Genomic DNA, 21,354 nt, shown 5'->3' with positions numbered 1-21,354 from the left:
GAGCTTGCCGATGGCTGAGGCACATACCAAAAATCACGACTATCACCTGGTCGAACCAAGTCCGTGGCCGTTCATCGCATCTGTCGGTGCGTTCGTCATGGCGCTGGGTGCCATCGGCTTCATGAAATATGCTCAGGGAACCGAATTCGTTCTGCTTGGCATGAATCTCACCGGCTGGGGCCTTTTCGCCATCGGTTTGCTGATCGTCCTTTATGTGATGTTCGGCTGGTGGCGCGACACCATTCGCGAATCCGCTCAGGGTCACCACACCCGTGTGGTCTCGCTGCATCTGCGCTACGGCATGCTGCTGTTCATCGCTTCTGAAGTGATGTTCTTCGTTGCCTGGTTCTGGGCCTATTTCGATGCCTCGCTCTTCACCGGCGAAGCCATCCAGTATGCTCGCGTTGAGGCGACCGGCGGTCACTGGCCGCCCGCGGGTATCGAGACTTTCGACCCATGGCACCTGCCGCTGCTCAACACGCTGATCCTGCTGTGCTCCGGCACCACGGTTACCTGGGCGCACCATGCCCTGCTTCACGATGACCGCGAAGGTCTGAAATGGGGCCTGACCTTCACGGTTCTGCTCGGCGTTCTCTTCACCATCTGCCAGGTCTACGAATACACTCACGCTGCATTCGACTTCGGCGGCAACATCTATGGCGCGACCTTCTTCATGGCGACCGGGTTCCACGGTTTCCACGTGATTGTCGGAACCATCTTCCTGGCCGTCTGTCTGTTCCGAGCTCTGGCCGGGCAGTTCTCCGTCCAGAAGCATTTCGGTTTCGAAGCAGCTGCCTGGTACTGGCACTTCGTTGACGTCGTCTGGCTGTTCCTGTTCGTCTCCATCTATATCTGGGGCGCAGGCACACCGGCCGCTCACTAGGTTCGCGCCAGATCGGCACGAACAACGCCCGATCCGGTCCCCCGGATCGGGCGTTTCCATTTTCGCTGAAGCTTGAGGCACACCATGGAAGACAAGGCGCATTTCCCACCGGTCAATCCGGTTTCTGCAGGCCTGTCGGGCAAGTGTCCGCGCTGTGGCCAAGGCAAGCTTTTTGACGGTTTTCTGAGCGTCAAGAAATCCTGCATGGCTTGCGGACTTGACTATTCCTTTGCCGACAGTGGCGATGGCCCGGCGGTATTTGTCATCATGATCGTCGGCTTCATCGTCGTCGGCCTGGTGCTTTTCGTTGAACTGTCCTACCAGCCTCCGATCTGGGTACACCTTATCCTCTGGTTGCCGCTTACGGTCATTCTGGCCGGCGGCGTGCTGCGGCCTTTGAAGGGCCTGATGATCGCGCTTCAGTTCCGCCACAAGGCCGCCGAAGGCCAACTGGACAACGGCAAGGACAACACCTGACCGGGCTGCACCCGGGAAGACAATCCCATGCGTAAACTCATTATTCCGACGCTTGCCGCCATCGCGGCACTGGCGGTTCTGCTCAATCTGGGTTTCTGGCAGCTCGACCGGCTGGCCTGGAAAGAAAACCTGATCGACCAGGTAGAGGCTGGCCTCACGAGTCCGCCGAAGCCCGCACCCGAACCCAAAAACTGGGCGAACCTTTCGTCCTCGGACGACTATGAGCGCGTCAGGCTCAGCGGTCGTTTCCTGGAAGGTGCGGTCTTTTATTACACCGCATTGAGCGAACCGGCCGGAGCCGTGGGTGGTCCGGGCGTAATGGTCTATGCACCTTTTGAAACGGATCAGGAGTGGGTTGTCCTGGTCAACCGCGGGTTCCTGCCGCAAGGTCTCGACAAGTCCTTGCGCCAGCAGGCTATCGTGCCGCCGGATGGCGCATGGGAGCTGACGGGATTGCTGCGGCTAAGCGAAAAGCCCAACTGGACGACACCGGAACCGGGCAAGGAAGATCGTATCTGGTTCGCGCGCGACACGGACGCCATGGCTGCCGAACTGGGGCTTGATCCGACGAAACTGGCGCCCTACAGCATCGATCTCGACGCCTCCTTCACGCCGCCTTCCGGCCTGCCTCAGGCGGGCGAAACCATCGTTCGCTTCAAGAACGACCACCTCGGCTACGCGTTGACCTGGTTCGGTCTCGCCGCGACGCTGATCGGTGTCTACCTGACCTACGCTGCAAGCATCCTGTGGCCGCGCAAACGTTAGGCGCGTGAAAAGTCGACCAAGTTGGTGGTGCTGGTGGGGTATTAACGCGAAAAAATGCGGCTCCGGCGGGTGGAGAAAAGCCAGTCCCTCCGTCTTCAAACCGGATCACCAGGTTGCCGTGTCCGGGATGGCCTGCTGAGGAGGGGAAGCAAAAAAGGGCCCCGCAGGGCCCTTCGTCGTTTCATTTGAAAGCCTTGCGTCAAGCTTAGCCAAGTGCTTCCAGAATAGCGGCGGCGCCGGATTTCACGGCTTCGCCCGGTTCATCTTCGATGGCCATGAAGGTCACGACGCCGTCTTTTGCGATCAGTGCAAAGCGCTGTGAACGCAGGTGACCGAAAATCGGTGCCGGGCCAAGGCCCAGACCGGCAGCTTCCACGAAAGCGGCGCCCGTGTCGGACAGGAAGGTGATGCTGTCACCGGCATTGGAGGCCTTCTTCCACGCATCCATGACGAACACATCGTTGACGGACAGGACCGCGATTGTATCGACGCCCTTGTTCTTCAGGGTTTCTGCATGCTCGATGAAGCCGGGCAGGTGGTTCATGTGGCAGGTCGGGGTGAAGGCTCCGGGAACACCGAAAAGAACAACGGTTTTGCCGGATGTCAGGTCGCCGGTCGACATTTCGCCGGGGCCGTCCGCGGTCATGATGTTGAACGTTGCTTCAGGAAGACGATCCCCAACAGAAAGTGTCATAATGAATATCCCTTCATTGTCCGGCTGCAACGACATGGCAGCCCCGCGACACAGATAGGGCTTGTTAGGCCATCCGTCGAGGGAGGTTCGGGCAAAAGCGTTTCGGTGGTGCAGTAGGTGCCGAGGATGCACCAGGAACCAAAGCCTAGTTCAGCCAATCCGGATCGATTGCAAAAAGCTGCTCGACCGCGCGGCCATCCGAAGACAGCACAAGGCGCAACGCAGTATCGCTATCCGTCGTTTTCATGCCTTTGAGCGAAAGGCGCCAGACATGACTGCCGCTGCTCTGCCCGGTGTGTTTCGGCAGGCCGATGTAGGATCCTTCGGGAGCTGCTGCAAAAAGATCGGGCGAGGTGTTTTCAGGTGCCAGAACCTCAATGTCCAGCGCATCGCCGTCGGCTGACAGCGTGACGGACTTGATCTGAAGGTCTTCTGAAGGGGCGGCGTCTGGTACGGCATCAAGGTCCCGCGCAATCAGCGTCTGGGCAAGACTGTCGGTCTCGCCATCGGGTGCCAGATCCAGCGTCAGGGTCGCGTCTCCGGGGACGCAGATCTCGTTGCAGATGCCGAAAAAGACATCCAGCGACAGCGTTACCGGCTGGTCCGGGGCTTCCGGTTCGATCCGTAGCGGCAGAACAATGCCGTTGTGATAGACGATCGATTCCGAAAAACCGTCGTCATATCGCTCCGGCACGGGAAAGAGCACTTCCTTTGACTTGAGGTTCGCGCTTGCCGACGTGTCTATCTGCGGCGGAATGCCCGCTTCTCCCGGATAACGCCAATAGGTGTGCCATCCCGGCTCGAGCATGAATTCCAGCCCGGCTTCATAGTGGCCGTCCTTCATGGGACCGGATGCGATCAGCCTGACGGCCCCTCCCTGGACTTCCGTCCAGCCGGTCATGGCGGCATGGGCGGGTGGGGCAAGGACGGCAAGAGCGAGCGCAAAGGCGATGACAGAGCGTTTCATGTCCTCTCTGCTACACGAGTTTCAGGCAAGCGTCATCGGTCAGGGCGGGCAATTCAGGTCATATCCTTGTGACGGTGAGTTGAGCCGGACGCCATGCGGAGGCACAAACAGACATTAACAAAGCTTCTTAAAGGAGCTATGCTTTTTTCCAAGGCAAAGAGCGTCAACAGAAAACGAGGTTTGCATGTCCGAAGCAGCAGCAACAGAATCCCTTGAAGGTCAGTTTCTGATTGCAATGCCGGGCATGTCAGACAATCGGTTCGAACACTCTGTCATTTATCTGTGCTCTCATTCCGACCAGGGTGCAATGGGCATCGTGGTGAACCAGGTGGCGCGTCACCTTTCTCTGGAAGAGCTTCTGATCCAGCTTGATATCGTCAACGACGACGGCGCCATTCGGCTGCCGCCGAAGGTTCGCGACATGAGCGTGCACAAGGGCGGGCCGGTCGAGGTCGAGCGTGGCTTCGTGCTTCATAGCGACGATTTCATGCTGAACCAGTCGACCCTGACCATCGACAACGGCATTTGCCTGACGGCCACACTGGAGATCCTGCGGGCGCTCGCGCAAGGTGAGGGCCCGGCCCAGGCCATGCTGGCGCTCGGCTATGCCGGGTGGGCGCCGGGGCAGCTTGAAACCGAAATCCAGGCCAACGGCTGGCTGACTGCACCGGCCGATCCCGAAATCCTGTTCGACCGGGCTTCCGACAAGAAATGGCATCGCGCGCTTACCAGCATGGGGATCGACCCTGCCATGCTCTACGCCGATGCCGGGCACGCCTGAGCGCGTCAGCCCCGTGATCGGTTTCGGGAAACTGTCTCTCCGAGGTCATCATTTTAACCAAAAGCGACTTGCGCTTGAATGTTATGGCGCGTAAGTCGCATCAATGGCATGGTTTGTTTCAAATTTGCTGGAATTCAAGTAGGCTGATCTTTCTCGCATCAGAGGTCTGGCAAGCAGGCAGGGGACGCGGGCGTCCCGCGACAAACAAAAGCAAGAGGAACGTTGCGCGGTGAAATACATCAGTACGCGTGGTGAAGCACCAGTTCTGGAATTTTCCGATGTCCTGCTCCAGGGGCTCGCACGCGACGGCGGACTTTACTTACCAGAAACCTGGCCGCAATTTGATGCCGATACCATCGCGTCTTTCGCCGGAAAGCCCTATCAGGATGTTGCCTTTCAGGTCATTTCGCCTTTCGTGGGCACTGCCATTCCCGAAGACGATCTGAAGTCCATGATCGCAGAAGCCTATGAGGGCTTCCGCCACCCGGCCGTCACACCGCTGGTCCAGACGGCATCCAACACCTTCATTCTGGAACTCTTCCACGGGCCGACGCTGGCGTTCAAGGACGTTGCGATGCAGTTGCTCGGCCGGATGATGGATTATGTCCTGAGCAAACGCGACCTGCGGGCGACCATCGTCGGCGCGACGTCGGGCGATACCGGCGGTGCAGCCATCGAAGCCTTCCGCGGGCGTGAGCGCACCGATATCTTCATTCTGTTCCCCGACGGGCGCGTTTCCAGCGTGCAGCGCCGCCAGATGACGACACCGGCGGAAAAGAATGTCCATGCCCTGGCTCTGAACGGCAACTTCGACGATTGCCAGGCGATCCTGAAAGGCATGTTCAACCATTTTTCATTCCGCGACAGGGTGGCCCTGTCCGGTGTCAATTCGATCAACTGGGCGCGTATTCTGGCGCAGATCGTCTATTACTTCGTTGCAGGCGCTGCCCTTGGCGCGCCGCACCGGAAGATCTCGTTCACGGTGCCGACCGGCAACTTCGGCGATATCTTCGCCGGCTATGCCGCCATGAAGATGGGGCTTCCCGTCGAAAAGCTGGTAGTGGCAACCAACGTCAACGACATCCTGGCGCGGACACTTGAAACCGGCCGCTACGAAAAGCGCGGCGTGACACCGACCATTTCTCCGTCGATGGACATTCAGGTCTCTTCCAATTTCGAACGGCTTCTGGCCGAAGTCTGCGGCCGCGATGGTGGGACTGTTCGCCGGATGATGAACCAGTTGAACCAGTCCGGCAGTTTCGAGATAGAAGAAGGCCCGCTCCGCGAGATGCGTGCGATCTTCGGGGCTGGGCGCTGCAACGAGGACGAAACGGCAGCGACCATTGCCGAGACCTGGAACGAGGCTGGCTATCTTCTGGACCCGCATACGGCAATCGGCGTTCATGTGGCGAAAAGCCAGGATACGGGCGAGACACCGATGGTGGTGTTGGGCACCGCCCATCCGGCCAAATTCCCGGATGCGGTGGAAAAGGCATCAGGAAACCGGCCGGAGCTGCCGGACAACCTGAAAGACATGATGAATGCGGAGGAGCGCCAGCAGGTTCTGGCGGCGGAACAGGGCGTGGTGGAGCGATACATCGAAGATCACGCCCGGGCCGTTACTGCTGGGGTGTGAGCATATGAAAGTACAAACAACAATTCTCGACAACGGGATGACGGTCGTCACCGACCAGATGCCTCATTTGAAAACGGCGGCTCTTGGCGTGTGGGTGCGCACCGGTTCGCGTGCGGAAGCGGTGCATCAGAACGGGATAACCCATCTGCTGGAGCATATGGCCTTCAAGGGAACCAAGTCCCGGACGGCCCGCGGCATTGCCGAGGAGATCGAGGCCGTCGGGGGTGAGCTGAACGCCTCCACCAGCATCGAACACACCAATTACTACGCGCGTATCCTGGCCGAAGACACGCCGCTTGCGGTCGATATTCTCGCCGACATCCTGCAGAATTCCACGTTCGATGCCCAGGAACTGACGCGCGAACAGCATGTGATCCTCCAGGAAATCGGCGCCTCCAACGACTCACCCGACGATCAGGCATTCGATCTGTTTCAGGAAACCGCCTGGCCGGAGCAGGCGATCGGGCGTCCGATCCTTGGAACGCCGGAAACGGTGCAGGGGTTCAATCGGGACGCGCTCAACGCCTATCTCGCAGATCGCTACCGGGCGCCGGACATGGTTCTGGCCGCTGCCGGGGCGGTCGATCACGACGAGCTCGTGGCTCTGGCGCGTGAAAAATTCGGCGGCTTCAGTTCCGAACCGGCGGCGCCGGAATCGGAAGCGCGGTACCGGGGCGGGGAAATCCTTCGGCCGAAGGATCTGATGGAAGCGCAGGTCCTGATCGGTTTCGAAGGCCAGCCTTACAGATCCGAGGACTACTACGCCATCCAGATCCTCGCGTCCGTTCTGGGCGGGGGCATGTCGTCTCGCCTGTTTCAGGAAATCCGCGAGAAACACGGCCTGTGCTACGCCATCTACAGCTTCCACTGGGCGTTCTCCGATACCGGCTTGTTCGGTCTGCATGCGGCCACCAGCCAGGAAGACCTTGCAGCTTTGATGCCGATGATCGTGGAAGAGCTGATCGCCGCGACGCAGACGATTACCGACGACGAAGTCGCCCGCTCCAGAGCGCAGATTCGTGCCGGCCTGATGATGGCGCTGGAAAGCCCGGCTGCACGGGCCGGGCAGATTGCCCGCCAGATCCTGGTACACAACCGTGTGCTCGTTCCCGATGAGATTTCCTCGAAGATCGAAGCCGTGACGGCTGCCGACATCCGCAGGGTCGCCCACAAGACCTTTGTAGGCACGGTGCCGACGCTGACAGCGATTGGCCCGGTAGACGGTATCATGACTGCGGACGAACTCGCCGGACGGCTTCAGCAAAGCCCGGTCCTGCGGGCTGCGTCCATGTAAGGCAGGCAGAGCAAGGCGGAGAGTGGGGCATGGCGCTGTTACGGCCGGGAGCATCACCTGACGCCGAACTTCTGATCGAGGCGGGAGGCTATTACCTCCGCCCGCCGATCATGTACGATTTCAAGCCCTGGGCGGAACTTCGCAGCGAAAGCCGGGGCTTCCTGAAACCCTGGGAACCGCTCTGGCCATCCGACGACCTGACCCGCACCGGTTTCCGCCGCCGCTTGCGCCGCTACGCGAAGGATCGCAAGGAAGGCCGCAGCCTGTCCTTTCTTCTGTTCCGCGCCCGCACAAACGAGATCCTCGGCGGCCTGACCCTCAGCAATATCCGCAGGGGCGTAAGCCAGACTGCGACACTCGGCTATTGGATGGGAGAACGACACGCGGGAAAAGGACATATGTCCTCGGCTGTCGCCATGATCTTGCCGTTTTGTTTCGACGTTTTGAACCTTCATCGTATTGAAGCGGCCTGTCTGCCAATCAACATGCCGTCCATCCGTCTGCTCGAAAATGCCGGGTTCCACCGGGAAGGCTACGCACGCAACTATCTGTTAATTAATGGGACCTGGCAGGATCACCTGCTGTTTGCCTGTTTGGCGGAAGACCATGCGTCACGACCTGAAAAGGTGGCACCGAGCGTCGAGGGAATCTTGAAAGAATTCTTGTGACATGCGCCACAACCCGGTACTTCTTCGCCCCATGTCGATTATGATACCGGATCCGATAAGAAGCGTGTTCAAAAACCTTGTCATTGCTCTGGCGTTGTTTGCAACGTTGCTTGGCAGCCTGCCCGCGCGGGCGCTGGAGCCGATCCCTGTTCCGATCGATGTCGAAGCGCTGGATATTACCAATTCCGTCGACCTGCATCGCGAGGCCGGAACCCGCCTGCAGGTGTCGACCGCGCCGGGTGCGGACGGCATCGTGCGCCGCATCGAGGTTCCATCGCGTGAAGGCACCAACACGAACTGGGCGGTTTTCGCGCTGGCCAATACCAGCGATGAACAGATCGACCGGCTGATCGTTGCCCCCAACTACAAGCTGGTTGGCTCCGACCTGTTCTGGCCGGACCTTGGCTCCTCGCGCATCCTGGCGATCACACCGAGCCAGGGCATCGCCCCGGAACGCCAGAAAAGTCTTGAGGCCGATGTCTTCCTGGTCACGCTCGACCCGGGGTCCATCGTCACCTTCGTTGCGGAAATGACGACGCCGAACCTGCCGGAAATCAGGGTCTGGGAACCGGACGTTTACGAGGAAACCGTCAACGCCTACACGCTTTATCGGGGCATCATTCTGGGCATTTCCGGACTGCTGGCCCTGTTCCTCACCATCTTGTTCGTGGTCAAGGGCACGGTCATGTTCCCGGCCACCGCGGCGCTTGCCTGGTCGGTTCTGGCCTATCTGTGCATTGATTTCGGCTTCTGGGGCATGGTGTTCAATCTGGAAGGAGGCGGCAGCCAGCTTGCGCGCGCTTGTGCCGAGGTCATGCTCGCGGCCAGTTTGATCATCTTTCTCTACGCCTATCTCAATCTCAACCGCTGGAACATTCACTACTCTCATCTGGCTCTGACGACGCTGATCCTGATTCTGGGTCTGCTGGGCGTCGCTGTCTGGGACCCGTCGATTGCCGCCGGTATCGCCCGTCTGGCACTCGCTGTGATCGGCATTCTCGGCTTCGTCACCATCGCCGTGCTTGCCTTCCAGCGGTATGACCGCGCCATTCTTCTGATCCCGACCTGGTGCCTTCTGATGGCCTGGCTGGTCGGGGCAGCGATGACCGTGACCGGATATCTGTCCAATGACATCGTTCAGCCGGCTCTTGGCGGGGGTCTCGTCCTTATCGTCTTGCTGATCGGCTTCACGGTGATGCAGCACGCCTTTGCCGGTGGTGCGATTGCGCAAGGCCTGATTTCCGATGTCGAACGCAAGGCCCTGGCCCTGACAGGGGCTGGCGACATCATCTGGGACTGGGACATCGACCGCGACCGCATCTACACGGGCAACGAGGTTGAAGACCTGCTCAACCTGAAGCGTGGCACCCTGGAAGGACCTGCGCGCGACTGGCTGGATATCCTTCATCCGCAGGATCGCGACCGGTTCCGGGCAACGCTGGACGCGGTCATCGATCAGCGTCGCGGCAAGGTAACGCAAACCTTCCGCCTGCGCTCCGAGGATGGCCATTTCCGCTGGTTCCGCCTGCGAGCCCGTCCGATTATCGGCTCCGATGGCGAGGTGATCCGCTGCGTCGGCACGCTACTGGACGTGACCGAGGAACGTACGGCGGAAGAACGCCTGCTGCACGACGCCGTCCACGACAATCTGACCGGCCTGCCGAACCGGGAGCTGTTCGTTGACCGTTTGCGCACCAGCGTCATCCGGTCGCGAGCGGAAGAAACCACCAAGCCGACCTTGCTCGTGCTCAATCTGGACCGGTTCAAGCAGGTCAACGACAGCATCGGTCTGTCCGCCGGTGACAGCATTCTGCTGACGGTCGCCCGCCGGCTCGGCCGTCTCATCGGTCAGCAGGACACGCTCGGCCGCCTGTCAGGCGACCAATATGGCCTTGTTCTCCTGTCCGAGCAGGAGCCGGACCGGATCGTCGCGCTGGCGGATTCGCTGCGCAAGGCCGTCCGTGCCCCGATCACCTTCGGCGACCGCGAAATCTTCCTGACCTGCTCCGTTGGCATCGCCTTCTTCGAGGGCGGCAAGCAGGCGGTGGAGGACATGGTCACCAATGCGGAGATCGCGCTCAATCACGCCAAGCGTCTGGGGGGCGACCGCCAGGAAGTGTTCCGTCCGATCCTGCGCCCGCTGGACAAGAACATCATCGATCTGGAAGCCGATCTGCGCGAAGCGATCAAGAAGGAAACGCTTGGTGTCTATTTCCAGCCGATCATCCGGCTGGAAGACCAGTCCGTGGCCGGTTTCGAGGTGCTGGCGCGCTGGAACCACGCCAAGCGCGGCAAGATTTCGCCGTCGGAGTTTATTCCGGTCGCCGAACAGTCCGGCCTCATCAACGAGCTGGGCATCTACATGCTCGACAAGGGCGCGCAGCAGCTGGCTTTCTGGCAACGCGAGTTCCCGATGCCGCAGCCGCTGTTTGCGTCGGTCAATCTCTCGTCCCGCCAACTGCTGAAGCAGGATCTGATCAACGACGTGAAGGCGGTCCTGTCGAGGACGTCACTTACTCCGGGCACCTTGAAGCTGGAACTGACGGAATCGCTGGTCATGTCCAATCCGGAATATTCCGCCAAGGTGCTTGAGCGCCTGCGCGGGCTCGGTGCGGGCTTGTCGCTGGACGACTTCGGCACCGGGCATTCCTCGCTGTCCTATCTGCAGCGTTTCCCGTTCGACACGATCAAGATCGACCAGTCCTTCGTGAAACCCAACGGCTCGTCCGCGCGGCCCGTGCTGCTCAGGACAATCGTCGCGATGGGCCACGACCTGGGCATGTCGGTTGTCGCCGAAGGAGCGGAGAGCGAGAATGATGCGCTGGAGCTTTACCAGCTCGGCTGCGAATACGCTCAAGGCTTCTATTTCGGTGAAGCGGTCACGGCAGCGGAAGCCACCAAGATCCTGCGCAAGATGCCGGCGCAAGCCGAAACGGCTTGATGTTCGCTAGCGTCTGTTACTCCGGGTAGTAGTGCCTTCCGGAACAATTGCGAGCGAGCCTGCATTTCACTCACTCCTTGATGCCCATTGGCTCTCCCTCGGCTGAGGCCTCGGGTAAGGGGCGGTCATGGAATGGATGAGCAGCGTCAAGCGCTGCAATGACGGTGGAATTGGTTTGATCCGGTGAGGTTCGGAAGGCGAGGGCACGATTGCCGCCCGGTTATCGCGTCAAGGTGCCAGAATGGGCACTGTCTTGTCCGTCTGGCGGATTTCCAGCGGCGTCGCTCCGAAGGGATCGCCGTCCACCTGCGCGGCGACGGCGCCTGTTGCAAGAATGGATGCGGATGTGAAGGGACGTACCAGCGCACCCTTCGCCTTGTGAATGCGGCCCATCAGGAGCGCGACGCCGTAACAGAAGGACGACCAGGGATCGTCTCTTTCCAGAACCAGCATATGAAGGCCCGGATCTGTCGCCCCGCCGGGGCAAATGATGAAAGGGCCGCCGTAGTGGCGGGCATTGCTGGCAACGGCCAGCTTGCCGGTCAGCTCTTCGCCGTCCAGGACCACTTTCAGCGAAGCGCTCTTGCGCTTGAAACCGGTGCGCAGGGCCGTGATGACATAGGCGAGTTTGCCAAGACGCCGCTTCAGCGACAAAGGCACAGCGTGCACGACTTCCGCATCGAACCCGGCGGACGCCATCAGCACGAAAGGCCTGCCGTTGGCGAGGCCGTAATGCAGTTGCCGGGTCTTGCCGCGCCGAATCAAGGCAGCGATCGCTTTCGCGGTGCGTGGCAGGCCAAGTTCCAGCGCCAGCACGTTGGCGGTGCCAAAGGGGATGATACCCAATTGCGGCGGGGCGGGATGGTTTTGAAACCCGGTCAATGCCTCGTTGACGGAGCCATCACCTCCGGCGACCACAAGCGTCTGCACGGGCAATGAGGGGTCGGAACAGATGTCCCCGATTTCACCGGCGCGACGGGTCAGCCGGATCTCGGTCTTGCAGCCGAGATCTTCCAGCCGGTTACGCACGTCATCCAGAAGCTCGGCGTTGTAGCCACCCGAGGTCGGATTGGCAATAATCAGCACCTTTCCGGCCATATCCGGAACCATTGTGCGCACTGCTGCTGCGCCGGACCACCCGAAAAGTCTCACTCAAAATCCTCTGCACATGAGACAGGATTTGTTTATGCGCCGTTCTTATACGGGGCCATTCCGCCGCGCGCCAGTTCATCCGCACGTTCATTGTCCGGATGACCGGCATGTCCCTTGACCCAATGCCAGGTCACGTCGTGACGTTCCCTCGCAGCGTCAAGGGCTTGCCAGAGATCCGCGTTCTTTACCGGTTTGTTGGCAGCCGTGCGCCAATTCTTGCGCTTCCAGCCATACATCCATTCCTTGATGCCGCTGCGCACATAGGTGCTGTCGGTATAAAGGTCGACCGCGCAGGGGCGCTTGAGGGCATTCAGTGCCTCGATGGCGGCCATCAGTTCCATGCGGTTGTTGGTGGTTTCCGCCTCGCCGCCGGAAAGCTCTTTCTCGTGCTCCCCGAACCGCAGGATCACTCCCCAGCCACCAGGCCCCGGATTGCCGGAGCAGGCGCCGTCCGTATAGATCGTGACCCGATTGGTGTTTTCCGTCATCGCTCCAACCCATAGGCTTCGGCGGAGGAAATGCTCTGGTGAAAGCGAAGCTTCTTCAGGTACTCCATCGGATCCTTCGGCGTCACCAGCGCCCCTTCCGGAACGCTCAGCCAGTCGTAAAGCCGCGTCAATAGAAAGCGCAGTGCAGCGCCGCGGCAAAGGGTTGGTAGAGCATCATATTCGGCCTCACTCAACGGCCGTACAGCGGAATAACCCTTGAGCAGCGCCTTCGCCTTGGTGACGTTGAACGACATGTCCAGCTCGAAGCACCAGGCGTTGAGACAGATGGCAATGTCATAAGCGAAGGCGTCGTTGCAGGCGAAATAGAAATCGATCAGCCCGGAGAGCTCATTGCCGAGAAAGAACACGTTGTCCGGAAACAGATCCGCATGGATCACGCCACCCGGAAGATCCTTCGGCCAGACCTTCTCAAGATGAGCCAGTTCACTCGCGATCTCGATGCCGAGGCCAGGGTGAACCGTATCGCTGCGCACACCGCATTGCTCGAAAAGGGGACGCCAGCCGCTGACGTCGAGCGCATTCTTGCGGAAGCCGTCGTAGTCGGCGCCGTCCAGATGCAGTTCTGCCATGGCCCTGCCAAGCTCGGCGCAATGGTCGACCCTGGGCCGCTTGACCCACATGCCGTCCAGAAAGGTGACGAGCGCCGCCGGCCGTCCGGCGAGCGTGCCCAGAAGCTTGCCATCCCTTGAGGGAACGGGGGTCGGGCAGGACAGACCCTTTGCAGCCAGATGCTGCAACAGGTTCAGAAAATACGGCAGATCGTCCGGGTTCACGCGCTTTTCGTAAAGCGTCAGAATGTAGGTCGCCTTGTCGGTGTGGACGAGGAAGTTGCTGTTCTCGACACCCTCGGCAATGCCCTTGAAGGAGAGCAGGCGCCCGACATCATAGCTGCCGATGAAGTCGTTCAGTTCCTCATCGGTCACTTCGGTATAAACAGCCATGGGGTTATCCGGCGGCGGCCTGGGAGGCGTCGATCATGTCGCGCAGCTCCCGCGGCAGGTTGAAGGAAATCGTTTCTTCGGCAGTGCGAACCGTCTCGACCTTGACGTCGAACCGGTCGGCGAAGGCCGCGATGATTTCCTCTACCAGAGTCTCGGGGGCCGATGCACCCGCTGTCAGACCCAACGAGGTGATGTTTTCGAAGTTCCGCCAGTCAATGTCGCTTGCGCGCTGGATCAGCACGGCCGTCTTGCAGCCGCCCCGTTCCGCAACTTCGCGCAGGCGCTGGGAGTTTGACGAATTCGGAGCACCGACAACGATCATCGCATCAACCTTGGGCGCCACATGCTTGACCGCTTCCTGCCGGTTGGTGGTTGCGTAGCAGATGTCTTCCTTGTGCGGAGCGACAATCTGCGGAAACCGATCCTGCAGCACGGCGACGATGCCGGCGGTATCGTCCACGGACAAGGTGGTCTGGGTGATGTAGGCGAGGGGGCGGTCGGTCTTCGGCGTGAAGGCGCGCGCGTCGTCTTCTGTCTCAATCAGGCTGACCGTGCCTTCCGGCAATTGGCCCATGGTACCGATCACTTCGGGATGGCCGGCATGACCGATAAGCAGAATCTCCCGGTCCCGCCGGAAATGGATTTCCGCTTCCTTGTGAACTTTCGACACCAGCGGGCAGGTGGCATCCAGGTAGAACATCTTGCGGTTCTGGGCGTCTTCCGGCACGGACTTTGGCACACCGTGCGCCGAGAAGATAACCGGCCTGTCTGTATCCTCAGCCGGAATTTCCTCCAGCTCTTCCACGAAGACAGCGCCTTTGGCCTTCAGCCCGTCGACGACGAACTTGTTGTGCACGATTTCGTGACGGACGTAGACCGGACTGCCGTATTTCTCCAGGGCGAGTTCCACGATCTGGATCGCGCGGTCAACGCCGGCGCAAAACCCGCGGGGCGCGCACAGGTGAATGGCAAGCGGTGTTTTTTCCTGTCTGCTCTCGGTCATCATGCTCTTTCGAGGAACGTTTCTGAGCGCAATAAGGGCTTGCAGTCGCGTCGTGTCAAGGGATGTGCGGCAAGCTGAACCAATTCAGCCACAATGAGCTACTTGAAGGTTTGCGTTTGACAAGCCTCGCCAAGCAATTCCGCACCTGCTATGAAGCTCCGCCGACAAGTGTTGCATTTTATGGAATGAAGATGATCAGTGCGATTCACGCCGTCTCCGGCAAGACCCTGAAGACAATTCTGGCCGTGGGCCTGTCCGCCGTGGCTCTGGCGGGGTGTATGAGCGCCGCTGACGGTGTTGCGGGCAAAGTGATTTCCGGTGGTCAGGAGCCGATCGAGATTTCGCCCGATACGTTCGCGCCGCCCGTTACCTGTCCTTCGCTGCAGCTTCAATCCAACACCTACCTGATCCGCAAGTATGTCCGGGGCAAGGATAACGACCCTCAAGGGCTGCTGTACCAGGCAACCGTCAAGGATTGGGCCAACACCTGCACGCAGCAGCCTGACGGCAGCCGCCGCATGAAGCTGGGCCTGTCCGGCGATGTCACGTCCGGTCCGGCCTGGAAAGGCGGTGAAGTGGTCCTGCCGATCCGTGTCGCCATTGTGCCCGGTGGCAGCGGGGCGAAGCCGATCAGTTCCGAGGTCCTGAAAATTCCGGTCACGCTCGGGGCCAATTCCCCCAGTGAAACCTGGACGCTGATCGAAGATAAATTCACCATACCGGCAGGTGCGGAAGCCAAGGTCATCTTTGGCTTTGATGAAGGCCGCCGCCGGTAAGGCAGCACAGCGCACGCATCCCTGTGCTTGATCTGGTCCCGCCCGGGCGTCTGAAACCGGCGGGCCGCCGGGCGCGTTTGGCCTGAAAGGCGGTGCCTAAAATTTGCACCGGCAAAATTGCGGGGGCCACATGTCGCATATTGACAAGACTATGTCCGACTCGCACAATCCGGCCCTAATCGGGGTCGTCCCCCGATTGGCGTGGAAACACGTCAATGTTTATGCGGGAGAGGCCGGGTGAAAGGATCCTGGCGCCGAAGGAGCAACCGCCCCGGAAACTCTCAGGCAGAAGGACCGCATGAACTGCAACGCTCTGGAAAGCAGTGCTCCGCAAGTGAGTTTGTGGACTGCTCACCGAAGGAGTAACCGCAAGGTGCTTGAGGCGCCGTGCGGGAAATCTCTCAGGTACTCGGACAGAGGGGGTGCAGACGGATCGGGACCTGCAGGGGCCGATTCGGGACTGCGCAACCCCGAATACGAGGACCGTTCATGGCGGAAACCGTTGCAGACGAAGATCTGAAACAAACGCCTCTTCACGACCTTCATGTGGAACTGGGTGCACGCATGGTGCCGTTCGCCGGCTATTCCATGCCCGTGCAATACAAGGCCGGCATCATGGCCGAGCATCAGCAGACGCGCACGAAGGCCGGCCTTTTCGATGTTTCCCACATGGGCCAGGCCCTGCTGACGGGTCCCGATCACGAAACGACGGCCCGGGCGCTGGAAGCACTCACCCCTTCGAACTTCGTCGAACTGGGTCATGGCCGTCAGCGCTACACGGTGCTGCTGAACGACGAAGGCGGCATTATCGACGATCTGATGGTCACCCGGCCTCTGTCCGAAGACGAGGACGGCAAGCTGATGCTGGTGGTCAATGCCTCCCGCAAGGATGTCGACTACGCCCATTTGCGCGACAGATTGCCTGAAAACGTGACACTGGACGTGATTGAAGACCGTGCGCTGATTGCGGTTCAGGGACCGGAGGCCGTCGCCGCCGTCGCCGCACATGCCCCACAAGCGGCTGACCTTGGCTTCATGTCCGCGGCACCGATGGAATTTGACGGCATCGACTGTCACGTCGCCCGTGCCGGCTATACTGGCGAGGACGGCGTCGAGATGTCCGTGCCTGCCGGGGCCGCCGAAGCCATTGCCCGCGCGCTGCTGGCCGACGACAGGGTCGAGCCGATTGGCCTTGGCGCCCGCGACAGTCTGCGTCTGGAAGCCGGGCTTTGCCTTTACGGTCACGACATTGACGAGACGACGTCGCCGGTCGAAGGCGCGATCACCTTCTGCATGCAGAAACGCCGGCGCGAAGAAGGGGGCTTTCCCGGAGACGAACGCATTCAGGCAGAGCTTGAAAACGGACCGGGCCGTGTCCGCGTCGGCCTGCGCCTCGAGGGCAAGGCACCTGCGCGGGAAGGGGCCGAGATCGCGTTGCCCGATGGGCCGGTGGTCGGCACTGTCACCTCCGGCGGCTTCGCGCCGACCGTGGGCGCACCGATTGCCATGGGCTATGTGCCGGCTGAGCATTCCAAAACCGGCACGCCTCTTGAATTGATCGTCAGAGGCAAGCGCCTGCCCGCCACCGTTGCGGACACGCCGTTTGTTCCGAACCGCTATTACCGCAAACCCAAAGCATGACTCTTTCCAGATAACGGACGCATAAAATGACCACCTATTATTCCAAAGACCACGAGTGGATTGCCGTTGACGGCGACTCCGCCACCATCGGCATCACGACTTACGCACAGGAACAGCTTGGCGACGTCGTTTACGTGGAACTGCCGGAAGCCGGCAAGGCGCTGTCGCAGGGCGATGAAGCCGCTGTCGTCGAATCCGTCAAGGCAGCCAGCGAAGTCTACGCGCCGATCGACGGCGAAGTTGTCGAAGCCAATGAGGCACTGGTGGACGAACCGGCCAAAGTCAACGAAGATCCGGAAGGCGCCGCATGGTTCATCAAGATGACCGTCGGCAATTCGGATCAGCTGTCCGACCTCATGGACGAGGCAGCCTACAAGGCGTACGTGGAGACGTTGTAATTCATGGCAGGGCACTACTACACGGCACAGGTGGAATGGGCATGCGACGGCGACTATGCCGCAAACGCTTATTCCAGAGGACATATCTGGCGTTTTGACGGTGGTCTGGAGATCCCGGCAAGCGCATCGCCCACAGTCGTGCCCCTGCCATACGCCATAGAAGCCGCCGTCGATCCGGAAGAGGCTTTCGTCGCCGCTATCTCGTCCTGCCACATGCTGTCCTTTCTGGATCTGGCGCGGCGGGCGAATTTTGTCGTCGCCACCTACAGCGATCAGGCCCAAGGCCAGATGAGCCGCGTGGCGCGGGGCAAGATGGCGATTTCGAAAGTGGTGCTGCGGCCTGCAATCACGTTGGTTGCAGCTGAAAATCCGGACCCGACCTGGCTGACGGATCTGCATGAAAAGGCGCATGACGTCTGTTTCATCGCCAACTCCGTGAACTGCGAGATCGTTGTGGAACCCGAACCGCTCCGCCTCGTCGCACCGTGAATTTGCGGACTCGGCCGCACGCTGTCGTGGCCGATTCCATGCTCTGGATGGCTACCAGTTCTCTCCTCCGTCCACCCGGATGGCGCAATGGCGCCGACCCGGGATCGGGGAACCCGTATCCGGGAGCCTGCCGGCTCTCTGGTTCGGGATCGCATTCCCTTCACCCGGGATGACGAAATGAGAGCGTGGTTCATGCCGGTCCGTTTTTAGATCAACCCTTGGGAGCTGCCTGATGCGCTACCTGCCTTTGAACGATACCGACCGCAGCGACATGCTTGCGCGCGTCGGCGTCAAATCTGTTGACGAACTCTTTGCGGATATCCCCGAAGACGTTCGCATGAAAGGTCTGCTCGACCTTCCCAAACGGGCCAGCGAAATGGAAGTGGAGCGCAAGCTCTCCGCCATGGCCTCCAAAAACACGGCCGCCGGTTCCGTACCGTTTTTCGTTGGGGCTGGTGCCTACAAGCACCATGTGCCGGCAACGGTCGACCATCTGATCCAGCGGTCGGAGTTTCTGACGTCCTATACGCCGTATCAGCCGGAAATCACGCAGGGCACGTTGCAGTACCTGTTCGAATTCCAGACCCAGGTCGCGCGCCTCACCGCCATGGATGTCGCCAATGCTTCCATGTATGACGGCTCCACCGGCACCGGTGAAGCCGTGCTGATGGCGCACCGGGTGACGAAGCGCAACAAGGCCGTGCTGTCCGGCGGGCTGCATCCGCAGTACCGCGAAGTGGTTGAAGGCCTGTCCAACATGGCGGGCGACCGGGTCGTCAGCCTGCCGGCAGATCCGACGGGCACGGAAGACATCCTGTCCCAGATCGATGACGAAACGTCCTGCGTTGTCGTTCAGTCACCGTCGTTCTATGGCCAGATGATCGATCTGAAGCCGATCGCGGAAAAGGCGCATCAGCACAAGGCACTGCTGATCGCCGTCTTTACCGAAGTGGTGTCGCTCGGCCTGATCGAACCTGCGGGAACGCAGGGCGCGGATATCGTGGTCGGCGAAGGTCAGTCCATCGGCAACGGTCTTAATTTCGGCGGGCCTTATGTCGGCCTTTTCGCCACCCGTCAGAAATACGTTCGCCAGATGCCAGGCCGGCTCTGCGGCGAGACGGTGGATGCGGAAGGCAAGCGCGGTTTCGTGCTGACGCTGTCCACCCGCGAGCAGCATATCCGCCGCGACAAGGCAACGTCGAACATCTGCACCAACTCGGGCCTCTGCTGCCTTGCCTTTACCATTCACATGTCGCTGCTGGGGCAGGCGGGGCTGACCAAGCTCGCCCGTATCAACCACGGCAATGCGGTGAAGCTGAAGAAACTGCTTGCCGGTGTGCACGGTGTTGAAGTGCTGAACTCTGCTTATTTCAACGAGTTCACCATCGCCCTGCCGAAAGTGGCGGAAGATGTGGTCGAGCAATTGGCCGAGCGTGGCATCCTCGCCGGCCTGCCGGTTTCGCGTCTGGAACCGGGCAACAAGGATCTGGCAAATCTGCTGGTCGTCGCATCGACCGAAGTCAACACGGATGAAGACCGCGCGGCCTTTGTGGACGCGCTGAAGGAGGTGCTGGCATGAGCATGAACACGCAAGGCCGTCCGACAGCAGCGGGCGACGTCGGTGAGACCTTCCGCCCGAAGACCTTCACCGGCAACCGTGGTCTCGACATGGAAGAGCCACTGATCTTCGAATTCGGCTCGCTGGAAACCACCGGTGTCGATCTGGACGAGGACGAAAGCGCTGAGTTTGAGCTTGGCGGCTTCAAGCGCACCGCGGAGATTGGTCTGGCGGGTCTCGCTGAACCGGAAGCCATGCGCCATTACGTGCGCCTGTCGCGGAACAACTATGCCATCGACAGCGGTCTTTATCCGCTCGGCTCGTGCACCATGAAGCACAATCCGCGCCTTAACGAGAAGATGGCCCGCCTGCCGGGCTTCGCCGACATCCATCCGCTGCAGCCGGTCTCCTCCGTGCCCGGCGCGCTGGACCTGATCGATGAGCTCGCCCACTGGCTGATGGTGTCAACCAACACCTCTGCTGTTGCAATGAGCCCGAAGGCCGGTGCTCACGGCGAACTGTGCGGCATGATGGCGATCAAGGCGGCCCATACGGCGGCTGGCCGCGATCCGAAGATCGTGCTGGTTCCCGAAAGCGCCCATGGCACCAACCCGGCAACGGCGGCACTGCTTGGCTATAAGGTCGTCAGCATCGAGGCCAAGGACGACGGCACTGTCGATCTGGATGCCCTGAAGAAGACCATTGCCGAACACGAGGGCAATATTGCCGGCATCATGCTGACCAATCCGAACACCTGCGGGCTGTTCGAAAGGGACGTGAAGCAGATTGCCGATTTGATCCACGAGGCGGACGCCTATTTCTACTGCGATGGCGCCAACTTCAACGCCATCGTCGGCAAGGCTCGCCCGGGGGATCTCGGCGTCGATGCCATGCATATCAATCTGCACAAGACCTTTTCGACGCCTCACGGCGGCGGCGGTCCGGGGTCCGGTCCGGTGGTTCTGTCCGAGCGCCTGGCGCCTTTCGCGCCACTGCCCTTTATCCGAAAGACGGACAAGGGTCTCGAACTGGTCGAAACCGAAGCCGCTACCAAGGACGGTGAGCAGCCCTTCGGCCGCATGACCGCCTTCCACGGCCAGATGGGCATGTATGTGCGGGCGCTGTCCTACATGATGAGCCACGGGTCCGACGGCCTGCGGCAGGCGTCGGAAGATGCGGTGCTGAACGCGAACTATGTCCGCGTCGGCCTGCAGGACCTGATGAGCCTTCCTTTCGGCGAACGTCCGTGCATGCACGAAGTGCTGTTCGACGACAGCTTCCTGAAGGACACCGGCGTTACCACGCTCGACTTCGCCAAGGCGATGATCGACGAGGGCTATCACCCGATGACCATGTACTTCCCGCTTGTGGTTCACGGCGCAATGCTGATCGAGCCGACAGAATCGGAAAGCCGGGCCGCGCTGGACCTCTTCGTGGCCACCATGCGCGATCTCGTCATGAGCGCCAAACGCGGTGAAACGGAACGCTTCTCCGGCGCGCCGTACCTGGCTCCGCGCCGCCGTCTGGACGAAACGGGCGCTGCCCGCAAGCCGGTCCTGAAGTGGACCGAACCGGCTCCGGCCGAAGTGACACCGGCCGCCGCCGAGTAACGCTTCGCACGCTCCGCAAGAGTTTGAAAACCCCGGCTTCGGCCGGGGTTTTTGTTTTTCGAACCACCGGTGCGTCATCCCGGCTCACCGTCTGCTCGACTGCGATAGCAAAGAGCGAATTTTCGCGTCGCTTTTAGCAGAGACACGGATGCGATTTGTCCCTTCACCTGG

At 60.6% G+C, this 21,354-nt stretch carries 20 protein-coding genes and 1 riboswitch; of the genes, 14 read left to right on the top strand and 6 right to left on the bottom strand.

Going from position 1 to position 21,354, the window contains the following annotated elements; genetic code table 11:
* The first annotated feature begins 10 nt into the window (after nt 1–10).
* The 3 genes from FMN63_RS16610 (at nt 11) to FMN63_RS16600 (ending at nt 2,125) form a co-directional block, all read left to right on the top strand.
* Nucleotides 11–883, top strand: coding sequence for a cytochrome c oxidase subunit 3 (locus FMN63_RS16610; RefSeq protein WP_148585223.1), 873 nt, complete (start codon nt 11–13; stop codon nt 881–883).
* An 84-nt stretch (nt 884–967) separates the two neighbouring features.
* Nucleotides 968–1,360, top strand: coding sequence for a DUF983 domain-containing protein (locus tag FMN63_RS16605; protein WP_148585222.1), 393 nt, complete (start codon nt 968–970; stop codon nt 1,358–1,360).
* Nucleotides 1,361–1,387: 27 nt separating this feature from the next.
* Complete coding sequence (locus FMN63_RS16600; RefSeq protein ID WP_148585221.1) at nt 1,388–2,125, top strand: SURF1 family protein; 738 nt, start codon at nt 1,388–1,390, stop codon at nt 2,123–2,125.
* Nucleotides 2,126–2,330: 205 nt separating this feature from the next.
* Here the strand turns inward: FMN63_RS16600 and FMN63_RS16595 are convergent, their stop codons facing one another.
* Nucleotides 2,331–2,819 (bottom strand): peroxiredoxin, encoded by a 489-nt coding sequence (locus FMN63_RS16595; protein WP_148585220.1) that lies wholly within the window; start codon nt 2,817–2,819, stop codon nt 2,331–2,333.
* Nucleotides 2,820–2,964: 145 nt separating this feature from the next.
* Nucleotides 2,965–3,786: a protein-disulfide reductase DsbD domain-containing protein gene (locus FMN63_RS16590; RefSeq protein WP_148585219.1), complete on the bottom strand. Its 822-nt coding sequence runs from the start codon at nt 3,784–3,786 to the stop codon at nt 2,965–2,967.
* A gap of 184 nt (nt 3,787–3,970) precedes the next feature.
* Here FMN63_RS16590 and FMN63_RS16585 point away from each other — a divergent pair, with 184 nt between their 5' ends.
* The 5 genes from FMN63_RS16585 to FMN63_RS16565 all read left to right on the top strand — a co-directional run bounded on the left by FMN63_RS16585 (nt 3,971) and on the right by FMN63_RS16565 (nt 11,106).
* Nucleotides 3,971–4,567 carry a YqgE/AlgH family protein gene (locus FMN63_RS16585; protein WP_148585218.1) on the top strand — a complete coding sequence of 199 codons (597 nt, stop codon included), beginning with the start codon at nt 3,971–3,973 and terminating at the stop codon, nt 4,565–4,567.
* A 229-nt stretch (nt 4,568–4,796) separates the two neighbouring features.
* Complete coding sequence (thrC, locus tag FMN63_RS16580; RefSeq protein ID WP_148585217.1) at nt 4,797–6,203, top strand: threonine synthase; 1,407 nt, start codon at nt 4,797–4,799, stop codon at nt 6,201–6,203.
* A gap of 4 nt (nt 6,204–6,207) precedes the next feature.
* Entirely contained in the window at nt 6,208–7,497 is a 1,290-nt protein-coding gene (locus tag FMN63_RS16575; protein WP_148585216.1) for a M16 family metallopeptidase, read from the top strand.
* Nucleotides 7,498–7,526: 29 nt separating this feature from the next.
* Complete coding sequence (locus FMN63_RS16570) at nt 7,527–8,165, top strand: GNAT family N-acetyltransferase (protein ID WP_148585215.1); 639 nt, start codon at nt 7,527–7,529, stop codon at nt 8,163–8,165.
* 31 nt (nt 8,166–8,196) lie between these two features.
* Nucleotides 8,197–11,106 (top strand): EAL domain-containing protein, encoded by a 2,910-nt coding sequence (locus tag FMN63_RS16565; protein WP_148585214.1) that lies wholly within the window; start codon nt 8,197–8,199, stop codon nt 11,104–11,106.
* 228 nt (nt 11,107–11,334) lie between these two features.
* Here the strand turns inward: FMN63_RS16565 and FMN63_RS16560 are convergent, their stop codons facing one another.
* From FMN63_RS16560 to ispH, 4 genes are read right to left on the bottom strand one after another with little or no spacing between them, the layout of a single operon-like run.
* Nucleotides 11,335–12,258, bottom strand: a complete 924-nt coding sequence (locus FMN63_RS16560) for a diacylglycerol/lipid kinase family protein (protein WP_209001145.1) — start codon at nt 12,256–12,258, stop codon at nt 11,335–11,337.
* A gap of 32 nt (nt 12,259–12,290) precedes the next feature.
* Entirely contained in the window at nt 12,291–12,746 is a 456-nt protein-coding gene (rnhA, locus tag FMN63_RS16555) for a ribonuclease HI (RefSeq protein WP_148585213.1), read from the bottom strand.
* Complete coding sequence (gene thrB / locus FMN63_RS16550; RefSeq protein WP_148585212.1) at nt 12,743–13,708, bottom strand: homoserine kinase; 966 nt, start codon at nt 13,706–13,708, stop codon at nt 12,743–12,745. The genes rnhA and thrB overlap by 4 nt, the downstream gene beginning before the upstream one ends.
* A 4-nt stretch (nt 13,709–13,712) precedes the next feature.
* A complete protein-coding gene (gene ispH / locus FMN63_RS16545; protein WP_148585211.1) occupies nt 13,713–14,714 on the bottom strand; it encodes a 4-hydroxy-3-methylbut-2-enyl diphosphate reductase in 1,002 nt (333 codons plus the stop codon).
* 188 nt (nt 14,715–14,902) lie between these two features.
* On the opposite strand from ispH, the gene FMN63_RS16540 reads away from it, so the two are divergent.
* From FMN63_RS16540 to gcvPB, 6 genes are all read left to right on the top strand, one after another.
* On the top strand, nt 14,903–15,487 hold the full coding sequence (locus FMN63_RS16540) for a hypothetical protein (RefSeq protein ID WP_209001144.1): 585 nt from the start codon (nt 14,903–14,905) through the stop codon (nt 15,485–15,487).
* A gap of 214 nt (nt 15,488–15,701) precedes the next feature.
* Nucleotides 15,702–15,794: riboswitch (glycine riboswitch) on the top strand.
* A gap of 182 nt (nt 15,795–15,976) precedes the next feature.
* A complete protein-coding gene (gcvT, locus tag FMN63_RS16535) occupies nt 15,977–17,128 on the top strand; it encodes a glycine cleavage system aminomethyltransferase GcvT (protein WP_148585209.1) in 1,152 nt (383 codons plus the stop codon).
* A 26-nt stretch (nt 17,129–17,154) separates the two neighbouring features.
* A complete protein-coding gene (gcvH, locus tag FMN63_RS16530; RefSeq protein WP_148585208.1) occupies nt 17,155–17,526 on the top strand; it encodes a glycine cleavage system protein GcvH in 372 nt (123 codons plus the stop codon).
* A 3-nt stretch (nt 17,527–17,529) separates the two neighbouring features.
* Nucleotides 17,530–18,015: an OsmC family protein gene (locus tag FMN63_RS16525; protein ID WP_148585207.1), complete on the top strand. Its 486-nt coding sequence runs from the start codon at nt 17,530–17,532 to the stop codon at nt 18,013–18,015.
* A gap of 232 nt (nt 18,016–18,247) precedes the next feature.
* On the top strand, nt 18,248–19,594 hold the full coding sequence (gcvPA, locus tag FMN63_RS16520) for an aminomethyl-transferring glycine dehydrogenase subunit GcvPA (protein WP_148585206.1): 1,347 nt from the start codon (nt 18,248–18,250) through the stop codon (nt 19,592–19,594).
* Entirely contained in the window at nt 19,591–21,183 is a 1,593-nt protein-coding gene (gcvPB, locus tag FMN63_RS16515; RefSeq protein ID WP_148585205.1) for an aminomethyl-transferring glycine dehydrogenase subunit GcvPB, read from the top strand. The genes gcvPA and gcvPB overlap by 4 nt, the downstream gene beginning before the upstream one ends.
* The last annotated feature ends 171 nt before the right edge of the window (nt 21,184–21,354 follow it).

Origin of the sequence: Stappia sp. BW2 (genome assembly GCF_008107695.1) — a bacterium.
Classification (GTDB): Bacteria; Pseudomonadota; Alphaproteobacteria; order Rhizobiales; family Stappiaceae; genus Roseibium.
This window is presented reverse-complemented; position numbering and strand designations above follow the sequence as displayed.

Excerpts from the sequence above, each read along its gene's own strand:
- FMN63_RS16610 (WP_148585223.1), top strand. The coding sequence starts at position 11 with ATGGCTGAGGCACATACCAAAAATCACGACTATCACCTGGTCGAACCA.
- FMN63_RS16605 (WP_148585222.1), top strand. The coding sequence starts at position 968 with ATGGAAGACAAGGCGCATTTCCCACCGGTCAATCCGGTTTCTGCAGGC.
- FMN63_RS16600 (WP_148585221.1), top strand. The coding sequence starts at position 1,388 with ATGCGTAAACTCATTATTCCGACGCTTGCCGCCATCGCGGCACTGGCG.
- FMN63_RS16595 (WP_148585220.1), bottom strand. The coding sequence starts at position 2,819 with ATGACACTTTCTGTTGGGGATCGTCTTCCTGAAGCAACGTTCAACATC.
- FMN63_RS16590 (WP_148585219.1), bottom strand. The coding sequence starts at position 3,786 with ATGAAACGCTCTGTCATCGCCTTTGCGCTCGCTCTTGCCGTCCTTGCC.
- FMN63_RS16585 (WP_148585218.1), top strand. The coding sequence starts at position 3,971 with ATGTCCGAAGCAGCAGCAACAGAATCCCTTGAAGGTCAGTTTCTGATT.
- FMN63_RS16575 (WP_148585216.1), top strand. The coding sequence starts at position 6,208 with ATGAAAGTACAAACAACAATTCTCGACAACGGGATGACGGTCGTCACC.
- FMN63_RS16570 (WP_148585215.1), top strand. The coding sequence starts at position 7,527 with ATGGCGCTGTTACGGCCGGGAGCATCACCTGACGCCGAACTTCTGATC.
- FMN63_RS16565 (WP_148585214.1), top strand. The coding sequence starts at position 8,197 with ATGTCGATTATGATACCGGATCCGATAAGAAGCGTGTTCAAAAACCTT.
- rnhA (WP_148585213.1), bottom strand. The coding sequence starts at position 12,746 with ATGACGGAAAACACCAATCGGGTCACGATCTATACGGACGGCGCCTGC.
- thrB (WP_148585212.1), bottom strand. The coding sequence starts at position 13,708 with ATGGCTGTTTATACCGAAGTGACCGATGAGGAACTGAACGACTTCATC.
- ispH (WP_148585211.1), bottom strand. The coding sequence starts at position 14,714 with ATGATGACCGAGAGCAGACAGGAAAAAACACCGCTTGCCATTCACCTG.
- FMN63_RS16540 (WP_209001144.1), top strand. The coding sequence starts at position 14,903 with ATGATCAGTGCGATTCACGCCGTCTCCGGCAAGACCCTGAAGACAATT.
- gcvT (WP_148585209.1), top strand. The coding sequence starts at position 15,977 with ATGGCGGAAACCGTTGCAGACGAAGATCTGAAACAAACGCCTCTTCAC.
- gcvH (WP_148585208.1), top strand. The coding sequence starts at position 17,155 with ATGACCACCTATTATTCCAAAGACCACGAGTGGATTGCCGTTGACGGC.
- FMN63_RS16525 (WP_148585207.1), top strand. The coding sequence starts at position 17,530 with ATGGCAGGGCACTACTACACGGCACAGGTGGAATGGGCATGCGACGGC.
- gcvPA (WP_148585206.1), top strand. The coding sequence starts at position 18,248 with ATGCGCTACCTGCCTTTGAACGATACCGACCGCAGCGACATGCTTGCG.
- gcvPB (WP_148585205.1), top strand. The coding sequence starts at position 19,591 with ATGAGCATGAACACGCAAGGCCGTCCGACAGCAGCGGGCGACGTCGGT.